This is a genomic window from Streptomyces achromogenes (assembly GCF_030816715.1).
In the GTDB taxonomy this organism is placed as follows: domain Bacteria; phylum Actinomycetota; class Actinomycetes; order Streptomycetales; family Streptomycetaceae; genus Streptomyces; species Streptomyces achromogenes_A.
On the sequence record NZ_JAUSYH010000001.1, the window covers coordinates 2,613,801 to 2,638,097 of the forward strand.

The following is a 24,297-nucleotide window of genomic DNA, read 5'->3' on the forward strand; positions in this document are numbered from 1 at the left end:
CATGAGACTTCTGGTGCTGGGTGGAACGGAGTTCGCGGGTCGGGCCGTCGTCGAGGCGGCCCTCGGACGCGGCTGGGAGGTGACGGTCCTCAACCGGGGACGGCAGGCGCCCGTTCCCGGCACCCGGTCGCTGACCGGTGACCGGACCGCGCCCGGGGGCCTCGCCGCCCTGGCCGAAGGCGACTGGGACGCCGTCGTCGACACGTGGTCGGCGGCGCCCCGCGCGGTGCACGAGACGGCGCGGCTGCTGCGGGGCCGCGCCCGACGGTACGTGTACGTGTCGAGCTGCTCGGTGTACGCCTGGGCCCCGCCCGCCGGGTACGCCGAGGACGCTCCCCTCGTGCAGGGGGCCGCGCCCGACGCCGAACAGAGCGAGTACGTGAAGGACAAGCGCGGCGGCGAGCTGGCGGTCGTCGACGCCTTCGGCGCGGACGCCTCGGTTCTCGTACGGGCCGGACTGATCCTCGGCCCGTACGAGAACGTCGGACGGCTGCCCTGGTGGCTGACCCGGATCGCCCGCGGCGGCCCGGTTCTCGCCCCCGGGCCGCGCGACCTGCCGCTGCAGTACGTCGACGTCCGCGATCTCGCCGAATGGATCCTCGGCGCGGTCGGGCAGGAGCTGAGCGGGCCGTACAACCTGATGAGCCCGCAGGGCCACGCCACGATGGGTGAGCTGCTGCAGGCGTGCGTACGGGCCACCGGCTCGGACGCCGAACTGCGGTGGACGGCACCGGAGATCGTCCTCGCCGCCGGCATCGAGCCGTGGACCGAACTGCCCGTGTGGGTGCCGCCGGGCACCGACATGCACGACGCCCTGCACGCGGCCGACGTCTCACGGGCGGTGGCGGCGGGACTGTCCTGCCGTCCCGTGGAGGAGACCGTCGCCGACACCTGGAGCTGGCTCACGTCGATCGGCGGCGTCGCGCCCCAGCGTCCGGACCGGACCCGCAAGGGCCTCGACCCCGAGCTGGAGGCGAAGGTGCTCGCGGCGGCGACGGGCCCGGCGGACGCGGGAGGTGTACCTGACACCACCCCCTGACCGGGGGCTTCGGCCAGTGACCCGCGCTCCCGGCTCGGCCAGACTGACGGCATGAACACCCACACGAAGAGCGACGGCGTCGGGTCGAGGGCACGGGGGATGGTGCTCGCCGCCGGGCGGGGGCTCCTGCTGGCCGTGGTGTCGCTGCCGCTGAGCATCCTGGGCTTCTGTCTCTCCCTCGTGTCCATGGCGCTCATACCGATCGGGGTCGGCCTCGTCACCACGCCGTACGTGGTGAGGGGCGTGCGCGCCTTCGCCGACCGGCGGCGGACGCTCTCGGGACGGTGGGGCGGGGTGAGCATCCCGTCGGCGTACCGGCCGGCGCCCGCGACCGCGAACCCGTGGACGCGCACCTTCGCCCTGCTGCGGGATCCCGCGACCTGGCGGGACCTGCGATGGCTGCCGGTCGACATGACGGCCGGGTTCGTCACCGCGCTGGCGCCCGCCGTCCTGGTCCTCTATCCACTGGAGGGGTTCGCGCTGCCGCTGGGTCTGTGGCGGACGATGACGGGCGGACCCTACGGCGAGTACGGACCGTACTGGTACGGCTTCGTGCCGGTCAGCGACCAGACGACGGCGTTCGGCGCCGCCGCCCTGGCCGCCGTCGTCCTCGTCCTCGCGCACCGGTACGCGGTAAGCGCCTTCCAGGCCCACTTCCGCCTCACCAAGGCGATGCTCGCCCCCAGCCAGGCCGAACTGACCGAACGCGTACGGGTGTTGACCGAGACCCGGCGGGACGCCGTGGACACCTCCGCCGCCGAGCTGCGACGCATCGAGCGGGATCTGCACGACGGCGCCCAGGCCCGGCTGGTGGCGGTCGGCATGGACCTCGGCACCGTCGAGATGCTCGTCGACAAGAACCCCGAGAAGGCAAAGGAGCTGCTCGCACAGGCCCGCCGGTCGTCCGCCGAGGCGCTCTCCGAGCTCCGCGACCTGGTGCGCGGCATCCATCCGCCGGTGCTCGCCGAACGCGGACTGGGCGACGCCGTGCGGGCGTTGGCACTGCGGCTGCCGGTCACGACGGAGGTCGGCGTGGAACTCGCGGGCCGGGCCGAGGCGCCGGTGGAGTCGGCGGCCTACTTCGCGGTGAGCGAGGCGCTCACCAACGCGGTCAAGCACTCCGGAGCCGACCGGATCTGGGTCGACCTGCGTCACTCGGACGGCAGTCTGCGGATCTCCGTCACCGACAACGGCAAAGGCGGCGCGGCGACCGGGGCGGGCACGGGGCTGGCCGGACTCGAGCGACGACTGGGTACATTCGACGGCGTCCTGGCCGTCAGCTCTCCTGCCGGCGGTCCCACCATGGTGACCATGGAGATCCCTTGCGTGTTGTCCTAGCCGAGGACCTCTTCCTGCTGCGGGACGGTCTCGTCCGGCTGCTGGAGGCCTACGACTTCGAGATCGCCGCCGCCGTCGAGACCGGGCCCGAGCTGGAGCGGGCCCTCGCCGAACTGGAGCCGGACGTCGCCGTGGTCGACGTCCGGCTCCCGCCCACGCACACCGACGAGGGCCTGCAGTGTGCGCTCCGGGCCCGCCGGGACAAGCCCGGGCTGCCGGTGCTCGTCCTCTCCCAGCACGTCGAGCAGCTGTACGCGCGTGAACTGCTCGCGGACGGCAGCGGCGGCGTCGGATATCTGCTGAAGGACCGGGTGTTCGACGCGGAGCAGTTCGTGGACGCCGTGCGGCGGGTGGCGGGCGGCGGCACGGCGATGGACCCCCAGGTGATCCAGCAGCTGCTGGCCCGGCGCGCGAACGACGGGCAGGGGCCGGTGGACCGGCTCACTCCGCGCGAACGTGAGGTTCTGGAACTGATGGCGCAGGGACGGTCGAACGCGGCGATCGCCGGAAAAATGGTCGTGACCGAGCGGGCCGTCGCCAAACACACCGCGAACATCTTCGTGAAGCTGGGCCTGGAGGTCTCCGACGACGACAACCGCAGGGTACTGGCGGTGCTGGCCTATCTGGACCAGGGCCGCTGAGGCGCCAACCGCGGGGGCGCGCGGTGGTTTTGGGGTTGTTTCGCCGTACGGGGTTCTCATCAATTTCTGAGCGGGCTGAACACCTGTGAGGCGTTGCGCGTAAAGGAGGGGGCAGCTTCAGCTTCACTCCTGTCGGGCGCCTCGATGCTGCCCCGCAAGGAAGTCAGAGGAGTTCCATGGGACGCAACACACGTAAACGCCGTTCGTCGATGGCCACGAAGGCCGTGGCAGCATCGGCGGCCCTAGCGCTCGGCGGGGGCGGGCTGATCTGGGCGAACTTCTACGCTTCGGCGCACGAATCGAACAACTCGGGTCAGAACCAGACCAAGGCTGCCAACGCGGCCGCACAGGTCGCCACGATCTCCTGCCCGGATGTGGGGCAGAAGCTGACGAGCGTGCCCAACGGGGCCAAGCAGGGCGTCGCGACCGAGCTGGCCAACCTCGACAAGCAGATCACCGAGGCCTACAGCCGGCTCGCGTCGACGCGTCAGGCCCAGGCAGGCGACGCCGGCTTCGTCCAGAACGCGATCGTCGGTCCCCTGAAGGAGAAGCGGGCCGCCACGATCGACCGGATCCGCATCAACATCCAGCGCGCCGGCGGTCAGTTCGACAACTCGCTGAGCCAGCTCGCGGCGTGCACCACGCAGGCGGCGAACAACACCAACGCCGGCCAGGGCGGGCAGAACAACAACGGCGGCCAGCAGAACAACGGCGGCCAGAACAACGGCGGCCAGAACAACGGCGGTCAGAACAACAACAACGGCGGCCAGCAGAACAACGGTGGCCAGAACAACAACGGCGGCCAGAACAACGGCGGTCAGCAGGGCGGCAACGGCGGCCAGGCCGGCAACGGTCCCGTCGCGGCGGACTTCGTCGACATCACGAAGGTCCAGGCGAACGTCAAGGCCAAGCCCCGCAAGAACGGCCAGGCCTCGACCGGTACGTTCACCACCCGGTGCGGCGTCAACGCCAACAACAAGTTCAACACCGACAACGTCATCGTGGCGCCCGGCGTGACCAACGGCGCGCACCACCTGCACGACTACGTCGGCAACCAGTCGAACGACGCCTTCGCCAACAACAACACGTTCGCGGCCGCCCAGACCTCCTGCCAGAACCAGCAGGACAAGTCGTCCTACTACTGGCCGGTGCTGCGTGTCCAGGACGGCACGAAGGAGTTCGACCAGAACCGTGACGGCGGTGGCAAGGAAGGCAACGTCGGCAAGGTCCTGAAGGCCAAGCAGGCGGAGATCAAGTTCGTCGGCAGCCCGAAGGCCAAGGTCGTCGCGATGCCGCAGTTCCTGCGCATCATCACCGGTGACGCCAAGACCACGACCAACGGTCTGGCCAACGCCAACGCGCACTGGAGCTGCACCGGCTTCGAGAACAAGGTCCAGCTGACCGAGCAGTACCCGATCTGCCCCCAGGGCAGCAACGTGGTGCGCACGTTCGCCTTCCAGAGCTGCTGGGACGGCAAGAACATCGACTCGGCCAACCACCGCACGCACGTCGCGTTCGCGGACGGCAACGGCAACTGCCAGAACGGCTTCAAGGCGATCCCGCAGCTGACCATGCGTCTCGTGTACGCCGTTCCCCGCCCGGTCATCCAGAACGGCCAGGTCAAGAACGCCTACGCGGTCGACGGCTTCCCGGAGCAGCTCCACAAGCCGTCCACCGACCACGACGACTTCATCAACGTGATGAACGCGCAGCTGAACAACAAGGTCGCGAACTGCATCAACAAGGGCCAGCAGTGCCAGTGACACCGGCCTAGCAGGCATACGAGAACCGGCGGTGGGATCTCCCACCGCCGGTTTTCACATGCCGTTCGTCCGCGGTCCCTACGCCTCGTGCTCCGCGTTCCCCCCCGCCCCGCCTCGCGCCGCTGCGCGGGGTGCCTCAGTGGCTGGAGTGGGTGGCGCCGCCGGACTCCTTGTGCGCGCCGTGGTCGGTGCCCTCCTCGATGTCGCCGCCGAGCGTGGTGCGCAGCGCCGTCACCGTGCTGGTCTCCCCGACGGCCACCCACTTGCGGCCGACGAGGTAGTGACCGCCGTAGTCCTTCGCCGAGTTGATCCACTCGCGCTGGCCGCGGTCGGTGGCGAAGGTCGCCAGGATGAACTTGCCGTCGGCGTTCTTGCAGACGGCCTGGCGGATCTCGTCCGCGTCGGTCTGCATGTCCGGGGTGCACTTCACCTCAGCGGCGATGTGCTCCAGGCTGCCGGTCGCCGTCGTCGGAACGGCGGCCTCCTTGTCGCCGGACGCGCATCCCGCCAGCAGCAGCGCCGCCGCCGCGGCCGCCGCGGCGAGCATCGGTCGGGTCACCTTCATCTGTTCCTCCCTGCAAGAGCCTCGCCCTGGATACGGCTCCCGTGCCCGGCGCGCTCAAAATACCCGGTGCGTCCCGTCCTCGGCCGTTGCTCCACAGGAGTGACCATCCCCCGGCCCGCTCGTTCTGGTGGACGTGCAGTCACGAGATGTCGCCCCCCGCCCCGCACCCCGGTCCTCCGTCGGCCGGACCGTCGACGTCGAGCAGGCCGAGGCCGCCCTCGTCGAGCACTATCCGCGTCTCGTCCGGCTCGCCTACCTGGTGCTGCCGCCCACGCTCCGCCGCGGCCGGCGCGTCCTGACCGCCCACGCCCTCGTCCAGCGCGCCCTGCCGCGACGCCGCGCCTCGGCTCCCGTCATCCCCGCCCAGTCCGCCGGCCGCGACGGCGACCCGGGGTACGCCTACGTCCGGCTCCAGGTGGTCCGTGCCGCGCTGGAGGCGGGGGCGCCGACGAGGCTGCTGGCGTGGCCCAAGCGCGCGCAACTGCCGCCGCTGCTCCCCCAGGTGTGGGGCCTGCGCCTCTTCCCCCGCTCCGGAGGCGCCGACGAGCTCGCCCTCGACCAGCGGCTCGCCGACCTGTCCGGGCCGGCCCGCGCCGCCTGCGCCCTGCGCGGGCTGGAGAGGCTGCCCGACGGCGACGTCCGCGAGGTGCTGACCGGGTCCGGCGTCCACGGAGCCGATGTGACGGCGGCCCTGCGCGAGGCCGCCGAGGTCCCGGCCGCCCAGTACCCGCTGCTCGGCTCCCCCGAGTTCGACCCCTGCGCGCTGCAGGCCCGGCCCACCGACCTGATGCGCCGCCGCCAGCACGGCAGGGCGGTCCTCGCCGCCGTGGCCGCGCTCGCCGTGTGCGGCGCCCTGGTCGCACTGCCCGGCGACGGCTGGGGACCCGACGGCGCGGCCGCCCCGGCCTACGCGCGGAATCCGGCCGCCGAGGCCGCCCTCGACCCCGGGCGGCTGGTGAAGATCTCCCCCGCCGCCTGGAAGACCTCTCCCCGCACCGACTTCTCGGTGTGGCCCGCGCGCGGTCCCCTCACCGGCGACGACGCCCTGCTGCGCCGCGCGCTCGCCGTCTGGGCCCGGCCCGGCGGGACCGTCCAGGTCTCGTCCACCCCGGACACCCCCTCCGGCGGCCCGGCAGGACCGCCGCAGCTCCTCTACGCGGGCGAGGTCGACAACGCGCGCGTGGTCATCTTCTACGACGGGCTGCGCATCGCCCGCTACGCCGAGCCGAAGGACGGCGCCGCCGGGGCGGCCCTCGACTTCGCCCGGGCCGACGGCGCGTCCGGCGCCGACGCGGGCGCGCTGGTGCTGGGCCGGGCCGACGGCAATGTCCGCTATCTGACGGCCCCCTGGGTCACGAAGGCCGGCGAGCGGGATCTGACGAAGCCGGGCGCCGGGGTGATGGATCTGACCCTGACCGACGGGATCACCTCGCCGCTGGCCAGCCCGGCCGCCCGGGCCGGGGTCTGCACGACGTGGAACGTCCTCCTGTTGACCGACGCCCAGGGCACCCACCTCTACAGCGACCTCGCCGAACTCGTCCCCGCCCGGCTGACCGCCGGCCGCCCGGCCGCGCCCCGGGAGGCGACCGGCGCACAGGCTCTGCGGACCTGGGCCCCCTTCGCCTGCTCGCTGGCCGACGCGCGCGGTCAGGGCGTGCGGACGGTCAACGCGTGGGCGTACACCCGGCAGCCGCTGCCGGACGCGAGCGGATCGGCGTCCTGGGTGTGCACCCGGGCCGAGACCTGGCGCGGTGACGGGAGCAGGGTGCTGGCGCAGTTCCACACCCCGGGCGGCATCTTCGGGGCGGCGGTGGCGAAGGCCGGGGACGTGCCGGCGTGCGGGCCGCGCGATCCGCACGTGCTGGCCGGGGTGCTGTGGAAGTCGAAGGGCGACCACTGGTACCTGCTCGCGGCCGGCGACCGGCAGACGGCGTCCATCCGGGCGACGGGCGGGGTGAGGGGGTCCGGGCGCGGGCATCTGCTGACGGCCCCCGCGAAGCAGGGCGCTCAGGCCGGCCTGGAGGGCAGGCTCGAGAACGGGCGCACGATCAGCGGACTGCGCTGAGCCACGCCGCACCGCGCGTGTGAGGGATTGAGGGACCAAGGGGAACGCGTGCACGGATCCGGTCGGTTGGAGTCCGAATTCGATCGGTAAGGTGTCCGCATGACTACCGGGGTCCGTCGCAGAATGGGCGTCGAGGAGCGTCGGCAGCAGCTGATCGGCGTCGCCCTCGACCTGTTCGCCCAGCGCTCGCCCGACGATGTCTCCATCGACGAGATAGCCGCGGCCGCGGGCATCTCCCGGCCTCTCGTCTACCACTACTTCCCCGGCAAACTCAGCCTGTACGAGGCCGCGTTGAAGCGGGCCTCGGAAGATCTGGCGGCACGGTTCACCGAGCCGCACGAAGGGCCGCTCGGCGCCCGGCTGCTGCGCGTGATGCACCGGTTCTTCGACTTCGTCGACGCGCACGGTCCCGGCTTCTCGGCCCTGATGCGCGGCGGTCCGGCGGTCGGCTCGTCGACCACGAACGCTCTCGTCGACTCCGTCCGCCAGATCGCCTACGAGCAGATCCTGTCGCATCTGGACGTGACCGATCCGCCGCCGCGGCTGGAACTGGTCGTCCGCTCCTGGATCTCGCTCGCCGAGTCGACCGCGCTGATCTGGCTGGACGGGCGGCGCATCCCGCGCGAGGAGCTGGAGGTCCAGCTCGTGCACGACTTCGCGGCACTCACCGCCGTCAGTGCCGCCTTCGACGACGAGCTGCGCACGCTGCTGCGGCCCGTGCTGGGCGGCGAGCCGGCCGACGGCCCGTTCGGCGACCTGACCGCCCGGCTCATCGCCCTCGCCTCCTGAGGCGTCCCTGACCCCCGGGGCCCCCAGGCCCTCCGCACTCCCCGGGCCCTGACCCTCCGACCATCCGGCCATCCGGCCTGCGCGTCAGCTCTCGTACTTGCGGTACGACGGGTCGAGGTCGCGCACCTCGGCGGAGGCGTGCAGCACGAAGCCGCCGTCCGCCACATGCGCGCGCAGCAGTTCCAGCACGGTCTCGGTCAGCTTCGTCTTCGTCTCGTCGGTACGGCCGGCGAGCAGCCCCAGCGTGACGTGCACGACCGCGTGCCCCCGCTCCTCGGGGTCGTCGTAGCCGAACGCCGTGAACTCGGCCGGCCGGAACAGGGTCTTGCAGGCCTCCGGCTTGGCGGCGGCGATCTCGACCACCGAGGCGTGCAGGGCCCGCGCGAAGCCGGCGCGGTCGAAGGCCGGGTCCATGGTGCTCGAGTAGTCGACGGTGATCTGCGGCATGGGCACTCCTGTTCTAAGTCTCGGGATCACCCTAGTGCCGGCCGGGAAGGTTCACCGGCTCACGTCGCCCGCGGACGCGCCAGAGGCATCGGACGCGTTGGACGCGCCGGTGGAGCAGACCGGGCCGGGGCTTCGGTCTGCTCCACCGGGGTCATGCCTCTCGGGGTCCGTCAGCGCGTCGTCCTGGCGAACACCGCCACCGTCCGGGCCGGTACGGCGAAGGTGCCGGACGCCCTGTCGTACGACGAGGCCCGCACGGTGGCGTCCGCGCCCGCCGCCTGCACCGGGTGCAGCCGGTATCCCGCGCCGGCGAGCGCGCCGACCGTCTGCTGCTGCGCGGTGGGCGTCGCGTTGAAGACGACGACCAGGTCGCCGAGCTCCATGGTGATCACTCCGGGCGTCTGCTTCTCGCCGGACAGCGGGAAGGACAGGTGCGCCTGTACCTGGGCGGCCGTCCCGAGGGAGAACGCCTTCTCCGTGGTGCGGATCCGCAGCAGGTCCCGGTAGGCGGCGGAGGCCGCCGTGATCTGCGGGCAGCCCACGTCGACCGAGGTCAGCAGGGGCTTGGCGTAGGGCCACTTGGACGCGTTGTCGGCGGCCGGCGGCAGTCCGCGGCCGAAGCCGTTGCCGGCCGCGCAGTCCCAGTGGATCGCGTTGAACCAGTCGCCGCTGTCGAAGGAGTTGCGGTCCAGGGACTTCGAGCGCAGCAGGTCGGTGCCGGCCTGGGACAGTGCCGGGCCCTGGGAGAGGGCTGCGGTCGCCATGGCGAGGACCTGCATACGGGAGCGGTCGGCGGCGGAGGTGCCGGCCGGCAGCTTGTAGGCGAGGGCGTCGAACAGCGACTCGTTGTCGTGCGCGTCGGCGTAGGCGAGGGCGTCGCCGGGTGCGTCGGCGTAGCCGGCCGGGGCCCCGTTGTAGTCGACCTCGGCGCCGGTGACCTCCTTGCCGTCGGCGTCGTGGAAGCGGTACGCGGCCAGGTTGCCGGACAGCCCGACCTTGATGAGGTCCTGGTAGTGCAGCAGTCGCGTCCGCTGCTCGGCGGAGGTGCCGTTGGACTGGGAGGAGTTGGGGTCGGTGTAGAGACCCGAGGCGAAGCCCTGCACGCCGGGGTCCTCGTCGAACGGCCCGCCGCCGCGGACGGCGTCCCGCGCGCGATCGGAGAACGTCGCGACACCGGTTCCCGCCATGTTCCGCTGCGTGGCCTGCACGAAGCGGGCGTCGTCGGCGACCTCGCCGAAGTTCCAGCCCTCGCCGTAGAGGATGATCTTCTTCCCGTCCACGCCGTCCTTGGCCGGGGTCAGCGCGTCCAGCGCCGTGCGCACGGCGAGGATGTTGGCCTTCGGATGGTGACCCATGAGGTCGAAGCGGAAGCCGTCGACCTTGTACTCCTTGGCCCAGGTGACGACGGAGTCGACGACCAGCTTGCCCATCATGGCGTTCTCGGCCGCCGTGCCCGCGCAGCAGGTGCTCGTGGCGACCGACCCGTCGGCGAGCAGTCGCTGGTAGTAGCCGGGCACGATCCGGTCGAGGACGCTGGTGCGGGCCTGTCCGCTCGCCGCCGTGTGGTTGTAGACGACGTCCATGACGACCCGGAGGCCGTCCTCGTTGAGCGCTTTCACCATCCTGCGGAACTCGACGGTCCGGGCCGTCCCGTCCGGGTCGGTGGCGTAGGAGCCCTCGGGGACGGTGTAGTGGTACGGGTCGTAGCCCCAGTTGTAGGCGTCCTTGGCGGCCACGGCGGAAACACATTCCTGCTGTTTCTCGGAGGCCGCCGGGTAGGAGGCCGGATCGCAGGCGGGGGCGGACTGGTCGGCCTTCTTCTCGGCGATGGTGGCGATGTCGAAGACGGGCAGCAGATGGACGTACGACGTGCCCGCCGCCGCCAGCTCCCGCAGGTGCTCCGAGCCGTCGCTGCCGCGGTCGGTGAAGGCCAGGTAGCCGCCCCGGTCCCGCACGGGGACGGTGGTGTCCGCGACGGAGAAGTCCCGGACGTGCAGCTCCTGGATCTGGGCGTCCTTCAACGGGACGGCCTTCGGCTTGGCGAGCGTCGACCAGCCGCCCGGGGCCAGCGACCGGTCGTCGAGGTCGACGACGAGACTGCGCTCGGAGTCGGTGGTGAGGGCGACCGAGTAGGGGTCGGTGACCTTGTTGACGACGACCTTGCCGGCGCCGGGCGCCCACACGGTCACGGCGTAACGGTAGGACTTGTTCTTCCACGACGCGGGGCCGGTCACGGACCAGACGCCGGTCGCGTCGTCCCGCTTCATCCTGACCGCGGAGCCGTCGAGCTCCAGGGACACCTGCCGGGCCGTCGGGGCCCAGACGGCCAGCGTGGGACGGCCGTGGTGGAAGGTCGGCCCGAGCCGGGCGGCGGTGGCCCCGGCGTACAGGTCGTCCAGCGCGCCGGCGATCTGCACGCCCGTGGCCGACAGCACCGCGCCGGTCACGGCCCTTTGTGAGGCCACGACCTGGCCGGTCAGCGCCTCGCGCACCCGGCCGCGGTCCCGTGGGTCGACGGACCATGCGGTGTAGGCCGCGAGATGCGGGAACTTCGCCTTCTGGGCGTCGGTGAGAGCGGTCTTCGTCAGCCGGAGCCACTTGGCCGCGCCGGTCAGTGTGCCGTCCGCGACGGCGATCGCGCCCTTGTCGCTGTACAGCAGCTGGGTGGAGGCGGCGGCCGGCGAGCCGTTCCAGGCGACCGTGTTCCGGTCGACCCAGACCGCCTTGGATGTGGTGAGGTCGAGCGCGGCGGCCGATCCCGCGGGCTGCGGGAGCAGGTACGTCTCCTGGCCGTTCAGCAGCCACACCTCGTGGCCGGTGCTCGTCAGGTTCAGCGACTGGTCGGAGGGCAGGTCCTTCTCGTCGCCCTTGTGCAGGATGTAGCTGAGGCCGGTGGCGTTCGCGGCGAGCGGCACCTCGAAGACCGCGCCGTAGGCGTCGGTCCGCGCGGGCTTCAGCGGGCTCGACCACTCGGTGGGGTTCGCGGCCCCCGTCCAGGTGTGCAGACCCCAGCCGTCGTAGTTCCCGTCGGCGCGGTGGTAGTGCAGGACGGCCTTGGTGGTGTCCGGTGCCGGAGAGGCGGGCCGCTCCGTGCGGACGTCCGCCGAGCCCTGCTCGATCCAGACCTCGCCGGTCGCGGTGACGTCGATCGTGCGGTCGGCGGAGACGTCCTTGTCGCCGTCCTTGTCGATGACGAGGAAGCCGACGCTCGAGGCGCCCGGCTTGAGCTTGACGTAGGCGAAGGCGCCGTAGGCGTCCCGTCCGGTGAAGGGGTGGCTGCCGGGCCAGGTGGTCGCCTCGCCGTCGGCCAGGTCGCCCCAGGCGTACAGACCCCAGTCGGCGTAGTCGCCGTCGGTGCGCTTGTAGTGGACGATCGCGTAGTCACGGGAAGAGGCGGTGGGCGGCTTCTCGGCGGGCGGGGCGCCGGTGACGCTCGTCGCCGTCGCGCTCGCGGTGCGGCCCGCGGAGTCGATCACGACGGCCTTGTAGCGCAGGGCGGTGCCGGCCGGCACGTCCTCGCCGATGGTCTGCGTGACCTTGTAGGGGGCGTGGTCGGCGGAGCCGAGGGTCCGCCAGCCGCCGTTGCCGGTCTGGGCGGCGAAGACGACCCGGTCGAGCCGTCCGCCCGCGACGTCGGCGCTCAGCTCGACGGTGCCGGTGGCGCCCGCGGCGGGGACGTGCAGGGAGAGCGTCGGCCTGGCCGCGGGGGTGTGCGGCTTGCGCGCGGCCTGGAACACGACGGCCGAACCTGCGGGAACGGTTACCGTGATCTTCCCGTCGGCGCCGGCGGTGAGCGCGTTGCCGGTGCCGTAGATCCCGCGGAACGCGGTGTTCGCGGAACCGGTGGCGAACGTGGCTTCCTCGGCGGTGCCGGCGTTGTTGAAGGCGACCACGTACTCGGTCGTGTCCTTGCCGAGGCCGTTGCGGGAGAAGGCGTAGACGCCGGGGCCGTCGGCCGCGTAACGCTCGGTCTGGACGCCGTCCGCGAGGGCCGGGTGAGCCTTGCGGAGCTTCGACAGGGCGGCGATCCGGCGGTACAGCGGCGCGCGGGTGTCGTAGGCGTCGCTCGCGTGGGTGCGGTCGGTGCCGATCTCGTCGTCGTCGAGGTAGTCGGCGGTGCGGGAGGCGAACATCGTCTGGCGGGCGTCCTTGTCGCCGCCGGCGCCGGTGAAGCCCTGTTCGTCGCCGTAGTAGACGACCGGGTTGCCGCGGCTGAGGAACATCAGCTCGTTGGCGAGCCCGTCCTTGGCCAGCAGTTCGGCGTCGGTCGCCTTCGGGTCGTCCTGGTGCAGGAAGTACCCGATGCGGCCCATGTCGTGGTTGCCGAGGAAGGTGACCTGCTCGTACGCGTTGGCCTTGTCGGTCGTGTACTTGTAGTCGTCGCCGAACACGGCCGCGAGCTTCTTCGCGCTGCCGCCCTGGGAGACGTACTGGCGGGCCGCCTCCTGGAAGGGGAAGTCGAGCGTCGCGTCGAGGCGGCCCCGGGTGACGTACGGCGAGGTGACCGACGTGTCGGCGGAGTAGACCTCGCCGAACATGAAGAAGTCGTCACGGCCCTGCTTCTTCGCGTAGGCGTCCAGGGCCGTCGCCCACCGGGTCCAGAACTCCATGTTCACGTGCTTGACGGTGTCGATCCGGAAGCCGTCGATGTCGAAGTCGCGCACCCACCGCTGGTAGATCTTCTCCATCCCGCTGACGACCTCGGGCCGTTCGGTCCACAGATCGTCCAGTCCGGAGAAGTCACCGTACGTCGTCGACTCGCCGGCGTAGGTGGAGTCGCCGCGGTTGTGGTACATCGTCGGGTCGTTGAGCCAGGACGGGACCTTGGCGTTCTTCTTCGCGGCGGGGACCGTCGGGGTCCGCGGGAAGGAGGCGGCGTCCACCGCCGGGAACTTCGCGTCGCCGGCCGCGTGGTCGGCGTCGTCGAACGGTTGGCCGTCCTTCGTCAGGTACGGGAACGCGCCCTTGGAGAGGTAGTCGTAGGACTTCTCCCGGTGGTCGACGACGTCGGCGGTGTGGTTGGTGATGACGTCGAAGAAGACCTTCATGCCCTTGGCGTGGGCCTTGTCGATGAGGGTCTCGAGGTCCTTGTTGCTGCCGAAGTGCGGGTCGACCTGGGTGAAGTCGGTGATCCAGTACCCGTGGTAGCCGGCCGAGGTGTCCTTGCCCGTCCCCTGCACCGGCTGGTTCTTGAAGATCGGGGCCATCCAGATCGCGGTGGTGCCGAGGCCCTTGATGTAGTCGAGGCGCCGGGTCAGGCCCTGGAGGTCGCCGCCCTGGTAGAAGCCCTTGTCGGTGGGGTCGTAGCCGGTGGTCAGGCGTGAGCCGGTCAGTCCGCCCCGGTCGTTGGCGGTGCTGCCGTCGGCGAACCGGTCCGGCATGACGAAGTAGAACTGCTCACGGGTGTCGTCGTGCCGGGCGGGCTCGGCGGCGAGCCTGGCGTCGGAGGGCGGCGCGGGCGGACCGTCGGCTCGCGCGGCGAGCGGCTGGACCAGTGCGGCGGCCAGGGCTGCCACGGTGACGGCGGCCACCCGTCCGGCGTGGGCGGTGCGGCGCGTGCGGGGCGCGGGCCATCTCGGTATCACAGGCGGGAACTCCTTGCGGCTGCGGCTCTGTCGGGTCCGACCCCTGCGCCCGGGACGGCTGCGTCACCGGGCGTCCGCGCGACCGTATCGCCGACGCAAGCTTTACAGCAAGGGTCATGAAAGACCGAGAAAGAACTTTCACGACCCTTGCTCCCAACGGCTCCCTCAGCAGGTGGATTTGCCCGTGTAGAGCGCCAGCGCCGTGTTGCCGCCCAGCGTCGCGGTGAACTGCCCGGAGGAGTTCACGGTGACGGTCGTGTTGTTCTGGATGTCGCAGTAGGCGCCCGCGGGCAGCCCGGTCCGGAAGGTCCGGCTCAGCGAGCCGCTCTCGTGGTTGACGGCCACGTACCCCTTCGAGCCCCGACCGAAGGCGATCGCGTCGCCGCCGTTGTCCCACCAGTTGCCGACCGGCTCGCCACGCGTGGCGTTGCGGAAGGCCACCATGCGGGAGATCTCCGGCCAGGCGTGCTGGCACTTCCAGCCGTCCTGCCAACAGGCGTTGACAGCGCCGCCGTTGGGCGGGCCGGCGTCCGCGTCCGACCACTCGTAGCCGGAGTTCACGTCCGGGGCCCCGTACGGGTACGCGAGCATGAAGACGTTGGCGAGGGTGTAGTTCGCGCCGTCCTTGTAGTTCAGGGTCGATCCGTTGCGCTCGGTGTCGTGGTTGTCGACGAAGACGCCGGCGACCGAGCCGCTCATGTAGCCCCAGCCCTCCCCGTAGTTCTTCAGGTAGGCGAGGTTCTCGTTGGTGAAGACCCTCTTGAGGTCGTAGGCGTAGCGGAACTCCTGGACGTCCCCGTTGCCGGTGTACTCGGTGGGCTGGACGGCCTCGCCGCTGCCGTGGATGACCTCCTGCTTCCAGTACACGCCCGGCTTGGTCAGCCGCGACTTGACGGCGGCGAGGTCGGACGTGTCGATGTGCTTGGCCGCGTCGATGCGGAAGCCGTCGACGCCCAGGGTGAGCAGGTCGTTGAGGTACCCGGCAACGGTCTTGCGGACGTACTCCTCGCCCGTGTCCAGGTCGGCGAGCCCGACGAGTTCGCAGTGCTGGACGTTCCAGCGGTTCGTGTAGTCGGAGATCCGGGCGGTGCAGTCGTCGAAGTCGTAGGACGAGTACAGGCCGGGGTAGTCGTACTTCGTGTACGACGACCCGCCGGTCCCGGTGCCGCCGCCGGCCGCCATGTGGTTGACGACGGCGTCGACCACGACCTTCACACCGGCCGCGTGACAGGTGTTCACCATGTTCTGGAACGCCGTGCGGTCGCCCAGCCGGCCCGCGATCTTGTAGCTGACGGGCTGGTAGGACGTCCACCACTGCGCGCCCTGTATGTGCTCGGCGGGCGGGGAGACCTGCACGTACCCGTAGCCGGCGGGGCCGAGGGCGGTGGTGCACTCCTTGGCGACGGAGGCGAAGTTCCACTCGAAGAGGACGGCGGTGACGTCCTTGACTCCGGGCGGGGCGGCGGAGGCGGTGGGGGCGCCGGGGAGGACGACGACGGCCGCGGCGGCGGCCAGGGCGAGGACGCCCGTAAGGGATCTGCTGGGTGTCATGTGGGGTTCCTTCGTCGTTGAAGGCTCTTGCTGCAATCTTTCAGAAACCTTGCGGTGGCGTGATGTTAAGGGAGCGCCGGCCGGAAAGGGCAGAGGGGCGACGTGAAGGAACGGAAAGAATGACGCCGGGCCCGCCGCTCCGTGGGGAGCGGCGGGCCCGGCGGACCGGCGGGGGGCGTGAGGACGCCGTGGGTCAGGCGGTCGTCCACCACACGGTGGTGTCCGCGGGGAGCTTGGCCTCGCCGTCCGCCTCCGCGACCTCGCCGCTGGCGAGCAGGACGCGGCCGTGGACCGGGGTGCGCACCGACTCGCCGGAGGTGTTCGTCACGCACACGAACTCCCCGCGGCGGAAGGCCAGTACGCCCTCCGGGGCCTTCAGCCACTCCACCGAGTCGCCGGCGCCCAGGTCGGGCTGGGCGCGGCGGACGGCGAGGGCCGTGCGGTACAGCTCCAGCGTGGAGTCCGGCACTCCGTCCTGAGCCTCGACGCTCAACTCGCCCCAGTGCGGCGGCTGGGGCAGCCAGCTGCCGCCGGCGCCGAAGCCGTAGGAGGAGCCCTCGCGGGTCCACGGGATCGGAACACGGCAGCCGTCGCGGAAGCCGTCCTGGCCGGCGCCGCGGAAGTACGCCGGGTCCTGGCGCACCTCGTCGGGCAGGTCGACGACGTCCGGCAGGCCGAGCTCCTCGCCCTGGTAGACGTACGCCGAGCCGGGGAGCGCCAGCATCAGCAGCGTCGCCGCGCGGGCCCGGCGCAGACCGAGCGCGCGGTCGCCGGCCGTGCGGATCTGGGTGCCGAGGCCGGGCGGGTTGGCGAAGCGGGTGGCGTGCCGGGTGACGTCGTGGTTGGACAGCACCCAGGTGGCGGGCGCGCCGACCGGGCGCATCGCGTCCAGCGTGCGGTCGACGACCTCACGCAGCTCCTTCGCGTCCCACGCGGTGCTCAGGTACTGGAAGTTGAACGCCTGGTGCAGCTCGTCGGGGCGGACGTAGTTCGCGGTGCGCTCGACGGTCGGGGTCCAGGCCTCGGCGACGAAGATGCGCTCACCTGAGTACTCGTCGAGGATGAGCCGCCACTGGCGGTAGATCTCGTGGACGCCGTCCTGGTCGAAGAACGGCATGACATCGTTGCCCAGCAGTTTGAGCTGTTCGTGGGAGCCGAGGTCCGGCAGGCCGGCCGCCTTGACCAGGCCGTGGGCGACGTCGATGCGGAAGCCGTCGACGCCCATGTCCAGCCAGAAGCGCAGGATCGAGCGGAACTCGTCGCCGACCGCCGGGTGTTCCCAGTTGAAGTCGGGCTGCTGGGGGGCGAAGAGGTGCAGGTACCACTCGCCGGCCGAACCGTCCGGCTCGGTCACCCGCGTCCAGGCCGGGCCGCCGAAGATGGACTCCCAGTCGTTGGGCGGGAGTTCGCCGCTGGCGCCCTTGCCGGGGCGGAAGTGGTAGCGGTCCCGCAGGGGTGAGCCGGGGCCGTCCGCCAGCGCGCGCTTGAACCACTCGTGCTGGTCGGAGGAGTGGTTGGGGACCAGGTCGACGATGATCCTCAGGCCCAGTTCCCGGGCGTCGCGGATGAGCGCGTCGGCGTCGAGCAGGTTGCCGAACATCGGGTCGACGGCACGGTAGTCGGCGACGTCGTAGCCGGCGTCGGCCTGCGGCGAGGCGTAGAAGGGGCTGAGCCACACGGCGTCCACACCGAGGTCGCGCAGGTACGGGAGACGGGAGCGTACGCCTTCCAGGTCGCCCATGCCGTCGCCGTCGCTGTCGGCGAAGCTGCGCGGGTACACCTGGTAGATCACCGCGTCCCGCCACCAGTCGCGGCGCTGGGCGACGGTGGCGACGGCCGAGGTGGGGGCGGGGGCCGGGGCTGCGGGCTGCTGGCTCATGGCGTCCTTGGGGCGATGGGGGTCCCCCGCCCGAGCGCAATCGAGCGGGGAGAGGAGTCGTTCGGTCAGGGGTACGGCGGCGGGTGACGAGGCGGCCGCGGTCACAGCGGGGTCGGATGGTGACCGCGGCCGCCCCGGGTCCACGGAGGGCCGGGCAGGTCCGGCGGGGCGACGGCGGTGCCCCTCACCCCTTGGTGCCGCCCGCGGTGAGGCCGGTCACCAGGTTCTTCTGCACGAGGTAGAAGAACACGGCGGCCGGTATCGCGATCAGCACGGCGGTGGCGGCCATCAGGTTGCGCTGGGCGTCGTGTTCGCTGACGAAGGACTGCAGACCGACGGCGAGCGTGTACTTGTCGTCGCTGAGCATGAACGTCGAGGCGAACGCGACCTCGCTGAACGCGGTGAGGAAGTTGTAGAAGGCGGCCACCGCGAGGCCGGGCTTGGCGAGCGGCAGGATCAGGCGGAAGAAGGTGCCGAACGGGGTGAGCCCGTCCACGCGTCCCGCCTCGTCGATCTCGAAGGGGATGGTGTCGAAGTACCCCTTGAGCAGCCAGGCGCTGTACGGGATGACCGTCGTGCAGTAGACGAGGATCAGGCCGAGGTAGTTGTCGATGAGTTGCAGGTCCGAGAGGATCTGGTACATCGGCACCATCAGCACGGCGACCGGGAACATCTGGGTGACCAGCAGCACCCACATGAACTTCTTGTAGCCGGGGAAGCGCATGCGGGACACGGCGTAGCCGGTGGTGGCGGCGATGAGCACGCCGATGGCGGTCGTGCCGAGCGTGACGACGAGCGAGCTCTTCAACCAGTTGAAGAACTCGGTGTGTTCGACGACGAACGCGTAGTTCGCGAACGTCATCTTGCCCCAGATGCCGCCCGGGTGCAGGTAGTCGTCCTTGTCCGGGCCGAGGGACAGGTAGACCAGCCAGGCGATCGGGAAGAGCGCGATCAGGCTCGCGACGATCAGGACGCCGTGCGAGGCGAGGGAGCCGGCGAGGCTGTTCTCGCCGCGCCGCCTCACCCGGCGGGAGGCCTTCGGGGGCCGCCCGCCGCCCGCCGCGGCGGAGGTCTCGACTGTGGTGCTGCTCATGGGAACTCCTGCCTCAGATCGCGAGCTGCTGCTCGTTGCGGTTCAGCCAGCGGCGGTAGAACGAGGTGAAGACGATCAGGATGGCCAGCAGCAGGATGCCGTACGCGGCCGACTGGGCGAAGTCACGCGGCTGCTGTCCGAAGCCGAGGTAGTAGGCCCAGGTGACGAGGATCTGCGCGTCCGGGGCGGTGTTGCCGAACAGCAGGAAGATCACGGCGAACTGGTTGAACGTCCAGATGACGCCCAGCAGGACGACGGTGGAGCTGACCGACCTCAGTCCCGGCAACGTGACGAACCGGAAGCGCTGCCAGGCGCTCGCGCCGTCCATCTCGGCGGCCTCGTAGAGCGAGGCGTCGATGGCCTGCAGACCGCCGAGCAGCGAGATCATCATGAACGGCACACCGCACCAGGTGTTGACCATGATCGCGGCGAACCGCTGCCAGAAGGTGTCCTCGAGCCACAGCGGCGACGGCACGTGCAGGAAGTCCAGCGCGGAGTTGATGACGCCGCCGTCGGCGAGCATGAACCGCCAGCCGAACACGGTGACGAAGGTGGGCACCGCCCACGGCAGCACCAGGATCAGCCGGTAGAAGGTGCGCCCGCGCAGCTTCTGGTTGAGGAGCAGGGCGAGGCCGAGTCCGATGCCGTAGTGCAGGGCGACGCAGGCCGCCGTCCACACGATCGTCCAGAGGAAGTGCGACCAGAAGCGGTCGTAGGCCGTCGGGCCCCACAGGATGTCGGCGTAGTTGTCGAGGCCGATGAACTTGTAGGTGGCGTCGATGTGGTTGACGCCGATGGTGCGGGCCGTGTTGAGGCTGTTGGCGTCGGTCAGCGTCAGGTAGAGGCCGTACACCAGGGGGTACAGCACGAGGACGCCGAGGACGACCGCCACGGGGGCGATCATCGCGTAGGCGTACCAGTGCTTCTGGTAGCCGCGCCTCAGGCGGCCGGCCCGCCCGGGCCCCGGCTCACGGTCACCGCGGCGTTTGCCGGTCGCGCGGTCGATGGCGACTGTCATGGTTCGACACCTTCTGGATCTTCACGCTGGATCGTCGACGGGGGGCTGCGGCCGGGAGCTCACAGGCCGGTGGCCGCCGGATCTTTCCCCTCCTGATGTGGAAGATCCGGCGGCCGCTCGGGCTCACTTGCTGAAGTCGGGCACCAGCTTGGCGATGGCGAGCTCAGCGTTGCCCAGTCCCTTGTCGAGGGTCTCCTTGCCACCCGCGATCTTGGGCAGTTCGGTGTCCAGCGGACCCCACAGCGAGCTGTACTCCGGCAGCGCCGGGCGCGGCTGGGCGGCGGCCAGCACCGTCTGGTAGCCGGCGATGCCCGGGTCGGCCTTGACGGCGGCGGTGTAGGCGTCGTCGCGGGTGGGCAGCGTGGAGTTCTTCTGGGCGATGGCCGCCTGGGAGGCGGCGGAGGTCATGAAGTTGACGAACTGCAGCGCCGCGGCCTGGTGGGCCTTGTCGGAGCCGGCGTAGACCGAGAGGTTGTGGCCGCCGGTCGGGGCGCCCGCCTTGCCGGTGGAACCGGCCGGGACGGTGGCGATGCCGAGGTTGGCCTTGTCCTTGAAGGCGCTGCCCTTGTAGAAGTTCGTGATCTCCCAGGGGCCCTGGATGATCGCGGCGACCTTGCCGTTGACGAACGCGTCCTGGATGTGGGCGTAGGCGTCGGCGGTGGTGTCGGCCTTGTGCAGGCCCTTGCCGTCGAAGAGGCCGAGCCAGGTGCCGTACGCCTTCTTCGCGGCCGCCGAGTTCACGGTGATCTTCTTGGCGTCGGCGTCGACGGTGTTCGTGCCCTCGCCGTAGAGGAAGGGCTGGGCGTAGTAGCCCGCGGTGGCGGAGCCCCAGTAGCCGTCGACGTCGGTCTTGGCCTTGACGGTGGCGGCGGCGGTCTTCAGCTCGTCCCAGCTCTTGGGGGCCGTGGTGATGCCGGCCTTCGCGAAGAGGGCCTTGTTGTAGACCAGCGCGAGCGTGTCCGTGACCAGCGGGACGCCGTACGTCTTGCCCTCGTACTTGGCCTGCTCGAGCAGGTTGGACTTGAACTTCGACTGGTCCTTGAGGGCGTCCGTGCCGTCCAGCGGCAGGAAGTAGCCCTTCTTGGCGAAGGCGGGGGTCCAGCCGACCTCGGAGCGCAGGATGTCCGGGGCCCCGGACGCGCCGGCGGCCGTGTCGAACTTGTTCTGCGCCTGGTCGAAGGGCACGTTGACGTACTTGACCTTGACGTCCTTGTTGGCCGCCTCGAACTGCTTGACCAGGGCCTGGTACGTGGGCGCCTCATTGGTGGCGTTGGAGGTGTCCCACCAGGTGATGGTGACCGGCCCGGACGAGTCGTCGCTGCCGCTGTCGTCTCCGCCACAGGCCGTCGCCGCGAGGGCGAGGGACGCCACCAGCGCGGTGGCCGCTATGCCACGCCGCATGAGTTTCTCCTTGAGGGTGAGAGCCCGTAAAGCTGCGGGAAGCGGTCCCGTCCGCTGTTCCCGCCGGCTCCGACGCGCCGTTGCCGCCGTCGAGCGACGTGAACGTAACAGCCCTGCAAGCGGCACGAAAGGTCTTGCAGCAAAAAAGTGCAAGAACCCTCCGAAGTTATCCGCGCGTGACCCTGACGTGACCTCCGCTCGACCGCTGTGAGACCGTTGTTGTCGCGGTTGAACGGCCCTACGACGGGGCACGTCACCGCTGTGCAAGACTCTGCAAGCTCTTGCCGCCACTTTCACGAGGGAGCGCGATGACGCAGCAGGCCGGAGCGGGCCGTCCGACAGGTCGCCCGCCGCGTCCGATCGGTGTGCAAGTCGGCACCCGACCGGTACAGTCCACCCCTGTGACCACACGGCTTGCCGACATCGCCGCGCAGGCGGGAGTGAGCGAAGCGACCGTCAGCCGCGTTCTCAACGGCAAGCCCGGTGTCGCCGCCACCACCCGCCAGTCCGTGCTCGCCGCTCTGGACGTCCTGGGCTACGAACGCCCGGTCCGGTTGCGCCAGCGCAGCGCGGGGCTCGTCGGGCTGATCACGCCGGAGCTGGAGAACCCGATATTCCCGGCCCTGGCCCAGGTCATCGGGCAGGCGCTGACCCGCCAGGGCTACACCCCCGTCCTCGCCACCCAGACCCCGGGCGGCTCCACGGAGGACGAGCTGACCGAGATGCTGGTCGACCGCGGCGTCGCCGGCATCATCTACGTCTCCGGACTGCACGCGGACACCACGGCCGACATGCAGCGCTACGAGCAGCTGCGCGCGCAGGGCGTTCCCTTCGTCCTGGTCGACGGCTTCTCCCCGAAGGTCCAGGCCCCGTTCATCTCGCCCGACGACCGTGCCGCGATGACCCTGGCGGTGACCCACCTCGTCTCCCTCGGGCACACCCGGGTGGGGCTGGCTCTCGGCCCCAAGCGCTTCGTGCCGGTCCAGCGCAAGATCGAGGGCTTCGTGCGCGCCATGCAGGAGCAGCTGCGGCTGAACCCGGAGACCATCGAGACCGAACTGGTCCAGCACTCCCTGTACACCCTGGAGGGCGGCCAGGCGGCGACCAACGCCCTGATCGACCGGGACTGCACGGCGATCGTCTGCGCCAGCGACATGATGGCGCTGGGTGCGATACGGGCGGCCAGGCAGCGCGGCCTCGCGGTCCCCCGGGACGTCTCGGTGGTCGGCTTCGACGACTCCCCGCTGATCGCCTTCACCGACCCGCCCCTGACGACCGTGCGCAAGCCGGTGCCGGCGATGGGCCAGGCCGCCGTCCGCACGCTCCTGGAGGAGATCGGCGGGACGCCCGCCCCGCACAGCGAGTTCGTGTTCATGCCGGAGCTGGTGGTGCGCGGTTCCACCGCCTCGGCGCGGGGCGACCGCGCCCGCGCCTAGGGCCGTTCCGGGAGTCCCGCCGGGCCGCACCCCGACGACCCCTGCCACGACCTGGCCGCAACCGGCTGCAAGCGGTTGCCGGCTCGCACTGGTGGTGGCCGCGGGGGTAGTCGGCCGTAGCGGCGGGGATACCCGGGCCGCGGCAGGGATACCCGGGGTCGCGGGCCGTAGCCGGGGCAGCCGATCGCGCTCGGGCGAGCACCGTCCGTGGCGGCGATCGTCCCCAGGGCGGAGGAACCCGGGCGGCTCCTGTACGTCGGGAGGAGACGAAGGGGTCCCGTCGTCGTAAGGGCGTGCAAAACCAACCCGACCGCGGGATGATCGGACGAAGAGGTCTTTTCTGGCAGACTTTGGGTCCATGGGTGAATCGACTGTGACGCCGCTGGAAGGCCGCGACCAGGCCCTTCCGCAGGCCGTCACGGCCCGGACCCGGCGTCGTCGTCTCGATCGCGTCCGCAGCCCCCGCCGGCCCCGCCTCTGGTTCGAGATCCTTCTCGTCGCGGTGAGTTACTGGGTGTACTCCCTCGTGCGCAACGCCGTCCCGGAACAGCGTTCCGAAGCGTTGCGCAACACCGACTGGATCTGGCGGGCCGAGCACAGTCTCGGCATCGCCGTCGAGGAGTCGGTCAACCACGCGGTGAACTCGGTGACCTGGCTCATCGTGAGCATGAACTACTACTACGCGACGCTGCACTTCGTCGTCACGCTGGTCGTCCTGGTGTGGCTCTACCGCAGCCACCCGGGCCGCTACGCGGCGACCCGCCTCGTCCTGTTCGCCACCACGGCGGTGGCCCTGGTCGGCTACTACCTGTACCCGTTGGCGCCCCCGCGCCTGATGCCGCGCGGCGGCTTCGTCGACACGGTGATGGTCCACCAGACGTGGGGATCGATGGCGTCCGGCGACCTCAAACACATGTCGAACCAGTACGCGGCCATGCCGTCCATGCACATCGGCTGGTCCCTGTGGTGCGGCCTGACCGTGTTCACCCTGGCCCGGCTTCCCTGGGTGCGCCTCCTCGGCCTGCTCTACCCGACGGCGACCCTGGTGGTCATCGTGGCCACCGCCAACCACTTCTGGCTGGACGCGGTCGGCGGCCTCCTCTGCCTCGCCTTCGGCTTCACCGTGGCCGGCCTCTGGTACGGCGCCCTGCCCTACGCCCTGCCGAGGACCGTCCAGGACCCGCGGCGGGACGACCAGGCCGCAGGACGGTGGCGGCGCCCCTGGCACCGCCACGGGGCCACGACACCCCGCGACGCCGCCGGCTTCCCCGACGCCCGAACGCCCGGCGGCTCCCCCGCGACCCGCCCCCCGGGCCGGGCTCCCGGCTCGCGACAGCGGGACGACTCCCCGGACACGCACACGCCGGGCGACCCTGCTGACGTGCGCACGACGGGCGAGCCTGGTGACGTCCGCACGCTGGGCGATTCTCCTGACGTGCGCACGGTGGGCGGCTCTCCGGGCGCGCGGCCAGTCACTCGCAGCGCGGACAGCTGAGCCCGGCCCGCCGTCCGCGCCCGCCCCGACGGTCGTCCCCGCCCTTCCCGCCCGTCGTCCACGAGCCCATCCGGCCGCCGGACGCGTCCCTCGCGATCGCCGGGCATCCGCGCGGCCCGCGTCGGCAGGGCTGCGCGGCGCCCCGCCGGAGATGCCCGCGAGCGGGTCGCGCCACCGCCGCGAGCGGCCCAG

15 protein-coding genes and 1 pseudogene are annotated in these 24,297 nt (G+C 71.1%); 8 read left to right on the forward strand and 8 right to left on the reverse strand.

Annotated elements, in window-relative coordinates:
- Position 1 precedes the first annotated feature (1 nt).
- The 4 genes from QF032_RS11845 (at position 2) to QF032_RS11860 (ending at position 4,781) form a co-directional block, all read left to right on the forward strand.
- Entirely contained in the window at positions 2-1,039 is a 1,038-nt protein-coding gene (locus QF032_RS11845) for an NAD-dependent epimerase/dehydratase family protein (protein WP_306952954.1), read from the forward strand.
- A 51-nt stretch (positions 1,040-1,090) separates the two neighbouring features.
- Positions 1,091-2,377, forward strand: coding sequence for a sensor histidine kinase (locus QF032_RS11850; RefSeq protein WP_307055959.1), 1,287 nt, complete (start codon positions 1,091-1,093; stop codon positions 2,375-2,377).
- Positions 2,362-3,018, forward strand: coding sequence for a LuxR C-terminal-related transcriptional regulator (locus tag QF032_RS11855; protein ID WP_306952951.1), 657 nt, complete (start codon positions 2,362-2,364; stop codon positions 3,016-3,018). The genes QF032_RS11850 and QF032_RS11855 overlap by 16 nt, the downstream gene beginning before the upstream one ends.
- 176 nt (positions 3,019-3,194) lie before the next feature.
- Entirely contained in the window at positions 3,195-4,781 is a 1,587-nt protein-coding gene (locus QF032_RS11860; RefSeq protein ID WP_307055960.1) for a DUF1996 domain-containing protein, read from the forward strand.
- Between the two features lie 136 nt (positions 4,782-4,917).
- Here the strand turns inward: QF032_RS11860 and QF032_RS11865 are convergent, their stop codons facing one another.
- A complete protein-coding gene (locus tag QF032_RS11865) occupies positions 4,918-5,346 on the reverse strand; it encodes a hypothetical protein (protein ID WP_307042171.1) in 429 nt (142 codons plus the stop codon).
- A gap of 133 nt (positions 5,347-5,479) precedes the next feature.
- Here QF032_RS11865 and QF032_RS11870 point away from each other — a divergent pair, with 133 nt between their 5' ends.
- Positions 5,480-7,411 (forward strand): hypothetical protein, encoded by a 1,932-nt coding sequence (locus QF032_RS11870; protein ID WP_307055961.1) that lies wholly within the window; start codon positions 5,480-5,482, stop codon positions 7,409-7,411.
- A 99-nt stretch (positions 7,412-7,510) separates the two neighbouring features.
- Positions 7,511-8,200, forward strand: coding sequence for a TetR/AcrR family transcriptional regulator (locus QF032_RS11875; RefSeq protein WP_307042175.1), 690 nt, complete (start codon positions 7,511-7,513; stop codon positions 8,198-8,200).
- An 84-nt stretch (positions 8,201-8,284) separates the two neighbouring features.
- On the opposite strand, the gene QF032_RS11880 is transcribed toward QF032_RS11875, so the two are convergent.
- From QF032_RS11880 to QF032_RS11910, 7 genes are all read right to left on the reverse strand, one after another.
- Complete coding sequence (locus QF032_RS11880) at positions 8,285-8,647, reverse strand: 5-carboxymethyl-2-hydroxymuconate Delta-isomerase (RefSeq protein WP_306952943.1); 363 nt, start codon at positions 8,645-8,647, stop codon at positions 8,285-8,287.
- 170 nt (positions 8,648-8,817) lie between these two features.
- Entirely contained in the window at positions 8,818-14,232 is a 5,415-nt protein-coding gene (gene pulA / locus QF032_RS11885) for a pullulanase-type alpha-1,6-glucosidase (protein ID WP_307055962.1), read from the reverse strand.
- 165 nt (positions 14,233-14,397) lie between these two features.
- The gene (locus QF032_RS11890; RefSeq protein WP_307042178.1) at positions 14,398-15,783 is read right to left on the reverse strand and encodes an alpha-amylase; all 1,386 of its coding nucleotides are present in this window, start codon (positions 15,781-15,783) and stop codon (positions 14,398-14,400) included.
- A gap of 193 nt (positions 15,784-15,976) precedes the next feature.
- Complete coding sequence (locus QF032_RS11895; RefSeq protein WP_307042181.1) at positions 15,977-17,662, reverse strand: glycoside hydrolase family 13 protein; 1,686 nt, start codon at positions 17,660-17,662, stop codon at positions 15,977-15,979.
- Between the two features lie 184 nt (positions 17,663-17,846).
- The gene (locus QF032_RS11900; protein WP_307042183.1) at positions 17,847-18,755 is read right to left on the reverse strand and encodes a sugar ABC transporter permease; all 909 of its coding nucleotides are present in this window, start codon (positions 18,753-18,755) and stop codon (positions 17,847-17,849) included.
- 13 nt (positions 18,756-18,768) lie between these two features.
- Positions 18,769-19,773 (reverse strand): carbohydrate ABC transporter permease, encoded by a 1,005-nt coding sequence (locus QF032_RS11905; protein WP_307042185.1) that lies wholly within the window; start codon positions 19,771-19,773, stop codon positions 18,769-18,771.
- A gap of 123 nt (positions 19,774-19,896) precedes the next feature.
- Positions 19,897-21,174, reverse strand: coding sequence for an extracellular solute-binding protein (locus tag QF032_RS11910; RefSeq protein WP_307055963.1), 1,278 nt, complete (start codon positions 21,172-21,174; stop codon positions 19,897-19,899).
- Positions 21,175-21,575: 401 nt separating this feature from the next.
- Here QF032_RS11910 and QF032_RS11915 point away from each other — a divergent pair, with 401 nt between their 5' ends.
- Together QF032_RS11915 and QF032_RS11920 are read left to right on the forward strand one after the other, a co-directional pair.
- A complete protein-coding gene (locus tag QF032_RS11915) occupies positions 21,576-22,610 on the forward strand; it encodes a LacI family DNA-binding transcriptional regulator (RefSeq protein WP_307042189.1) in 1,035 nt (344 codons plus the stop codon).
- A gap of 358 nt (positions 22,611-22,968) precedes the next feature.
- Positions 22,969-23,784, forward strand: a pseudogene (locus QF032_RS11920) (phosphatase PAP2 family protein); the annotation flags it as partial.
- Positions 23,785-24,297: the final 513 nt, after the last annotated feature.

What these genes read in the sequence shown, in the direction of transcription:
- QF032_RS11875 (WP_307042175.1), top strand. Translation starts at nt 7,511, where the DNA reads ATGACTACCGGGGTCCGTCGCAGAATGGGCGTCGAGGAGCGTCGGCAG.
- QF032_RS11880 (WP_306952943.1), bottom strand. Translation starts at nt 8,647, where the DNA reads ATGCCGCAGATCACCGTCGACTACTCGAGCACCATGGACCCGGCCTTC.
- QF032_RS11905 (WP_307042185.1), bottom strand. Translation starts at nt 19,773, where the DNA reads ATGACAGTCGCCATCGACCGCGCGACCGGCAAACGCCGCGGTGACCGT.
- QF032_RS11850 (WP_307055959.1), top strand. Translation starts at nt 1,091, where the DNA reads ATGAACACCCACACGAAGAGCGACGGCGTCGGGTCGAGGGCACGGGGG.
- QF032_RS11860 (WP_307055960.1), top strand. Translation starts at nt 3,195, where the DNA reads ATGGGACGCAACACACGTAAACGCCGTTCGTCGATGGCCACGAAGGCC.
- QF032_RS11895 (WP_307042181.1), bottom strand. Translation starts at nt 17,662, where the DNA reads ATGAGCCAGCAGCCCGCAGCCCCGGCCCCCGCCCCCACCTCGGCCGTC.
- QF032_RS11845 (WP_306952954.1), top strand. Translation starts at nt 2, where the DNA reads ATGAGACTTCTGGTGCTGGGTGGAACGGAGTTCGCGGGTCGGGCCGTC.
- QF032_RS11910 (WP_307055963.1), bottom strand. Translation starts at nt 21,174, where the DNA reads ATGCGGCGTGGCATAGCGGCCACCGCGCTGGTGGCGTCCCTCGCCCTC.
- QF032_RS11890 (WP_307042178.1), bottom strand. Translation starts at nt 15,783, where the DNA reads ATGACACCCAGCAGATCCCTTACGGGCGTCCTCGCCCTGGCCGCCGCC.
- QF032_RS11865 (WP_307042171.1), bottom strand. Translation starts at nt 5,346, where the DNA reads ATGAAGGTGACCCGACCGATGCTCGCCGCGGCGGCCGCGGCGGCGGCG.
- QF032_RS11900 (WP_307042183.1), bottom strand. Translation starts at nt 18,755, where the DNA reads ATGAGCAGCACCACAGTCGAGACCTCCGCCGCGGCGGGCGGCGGGCGG.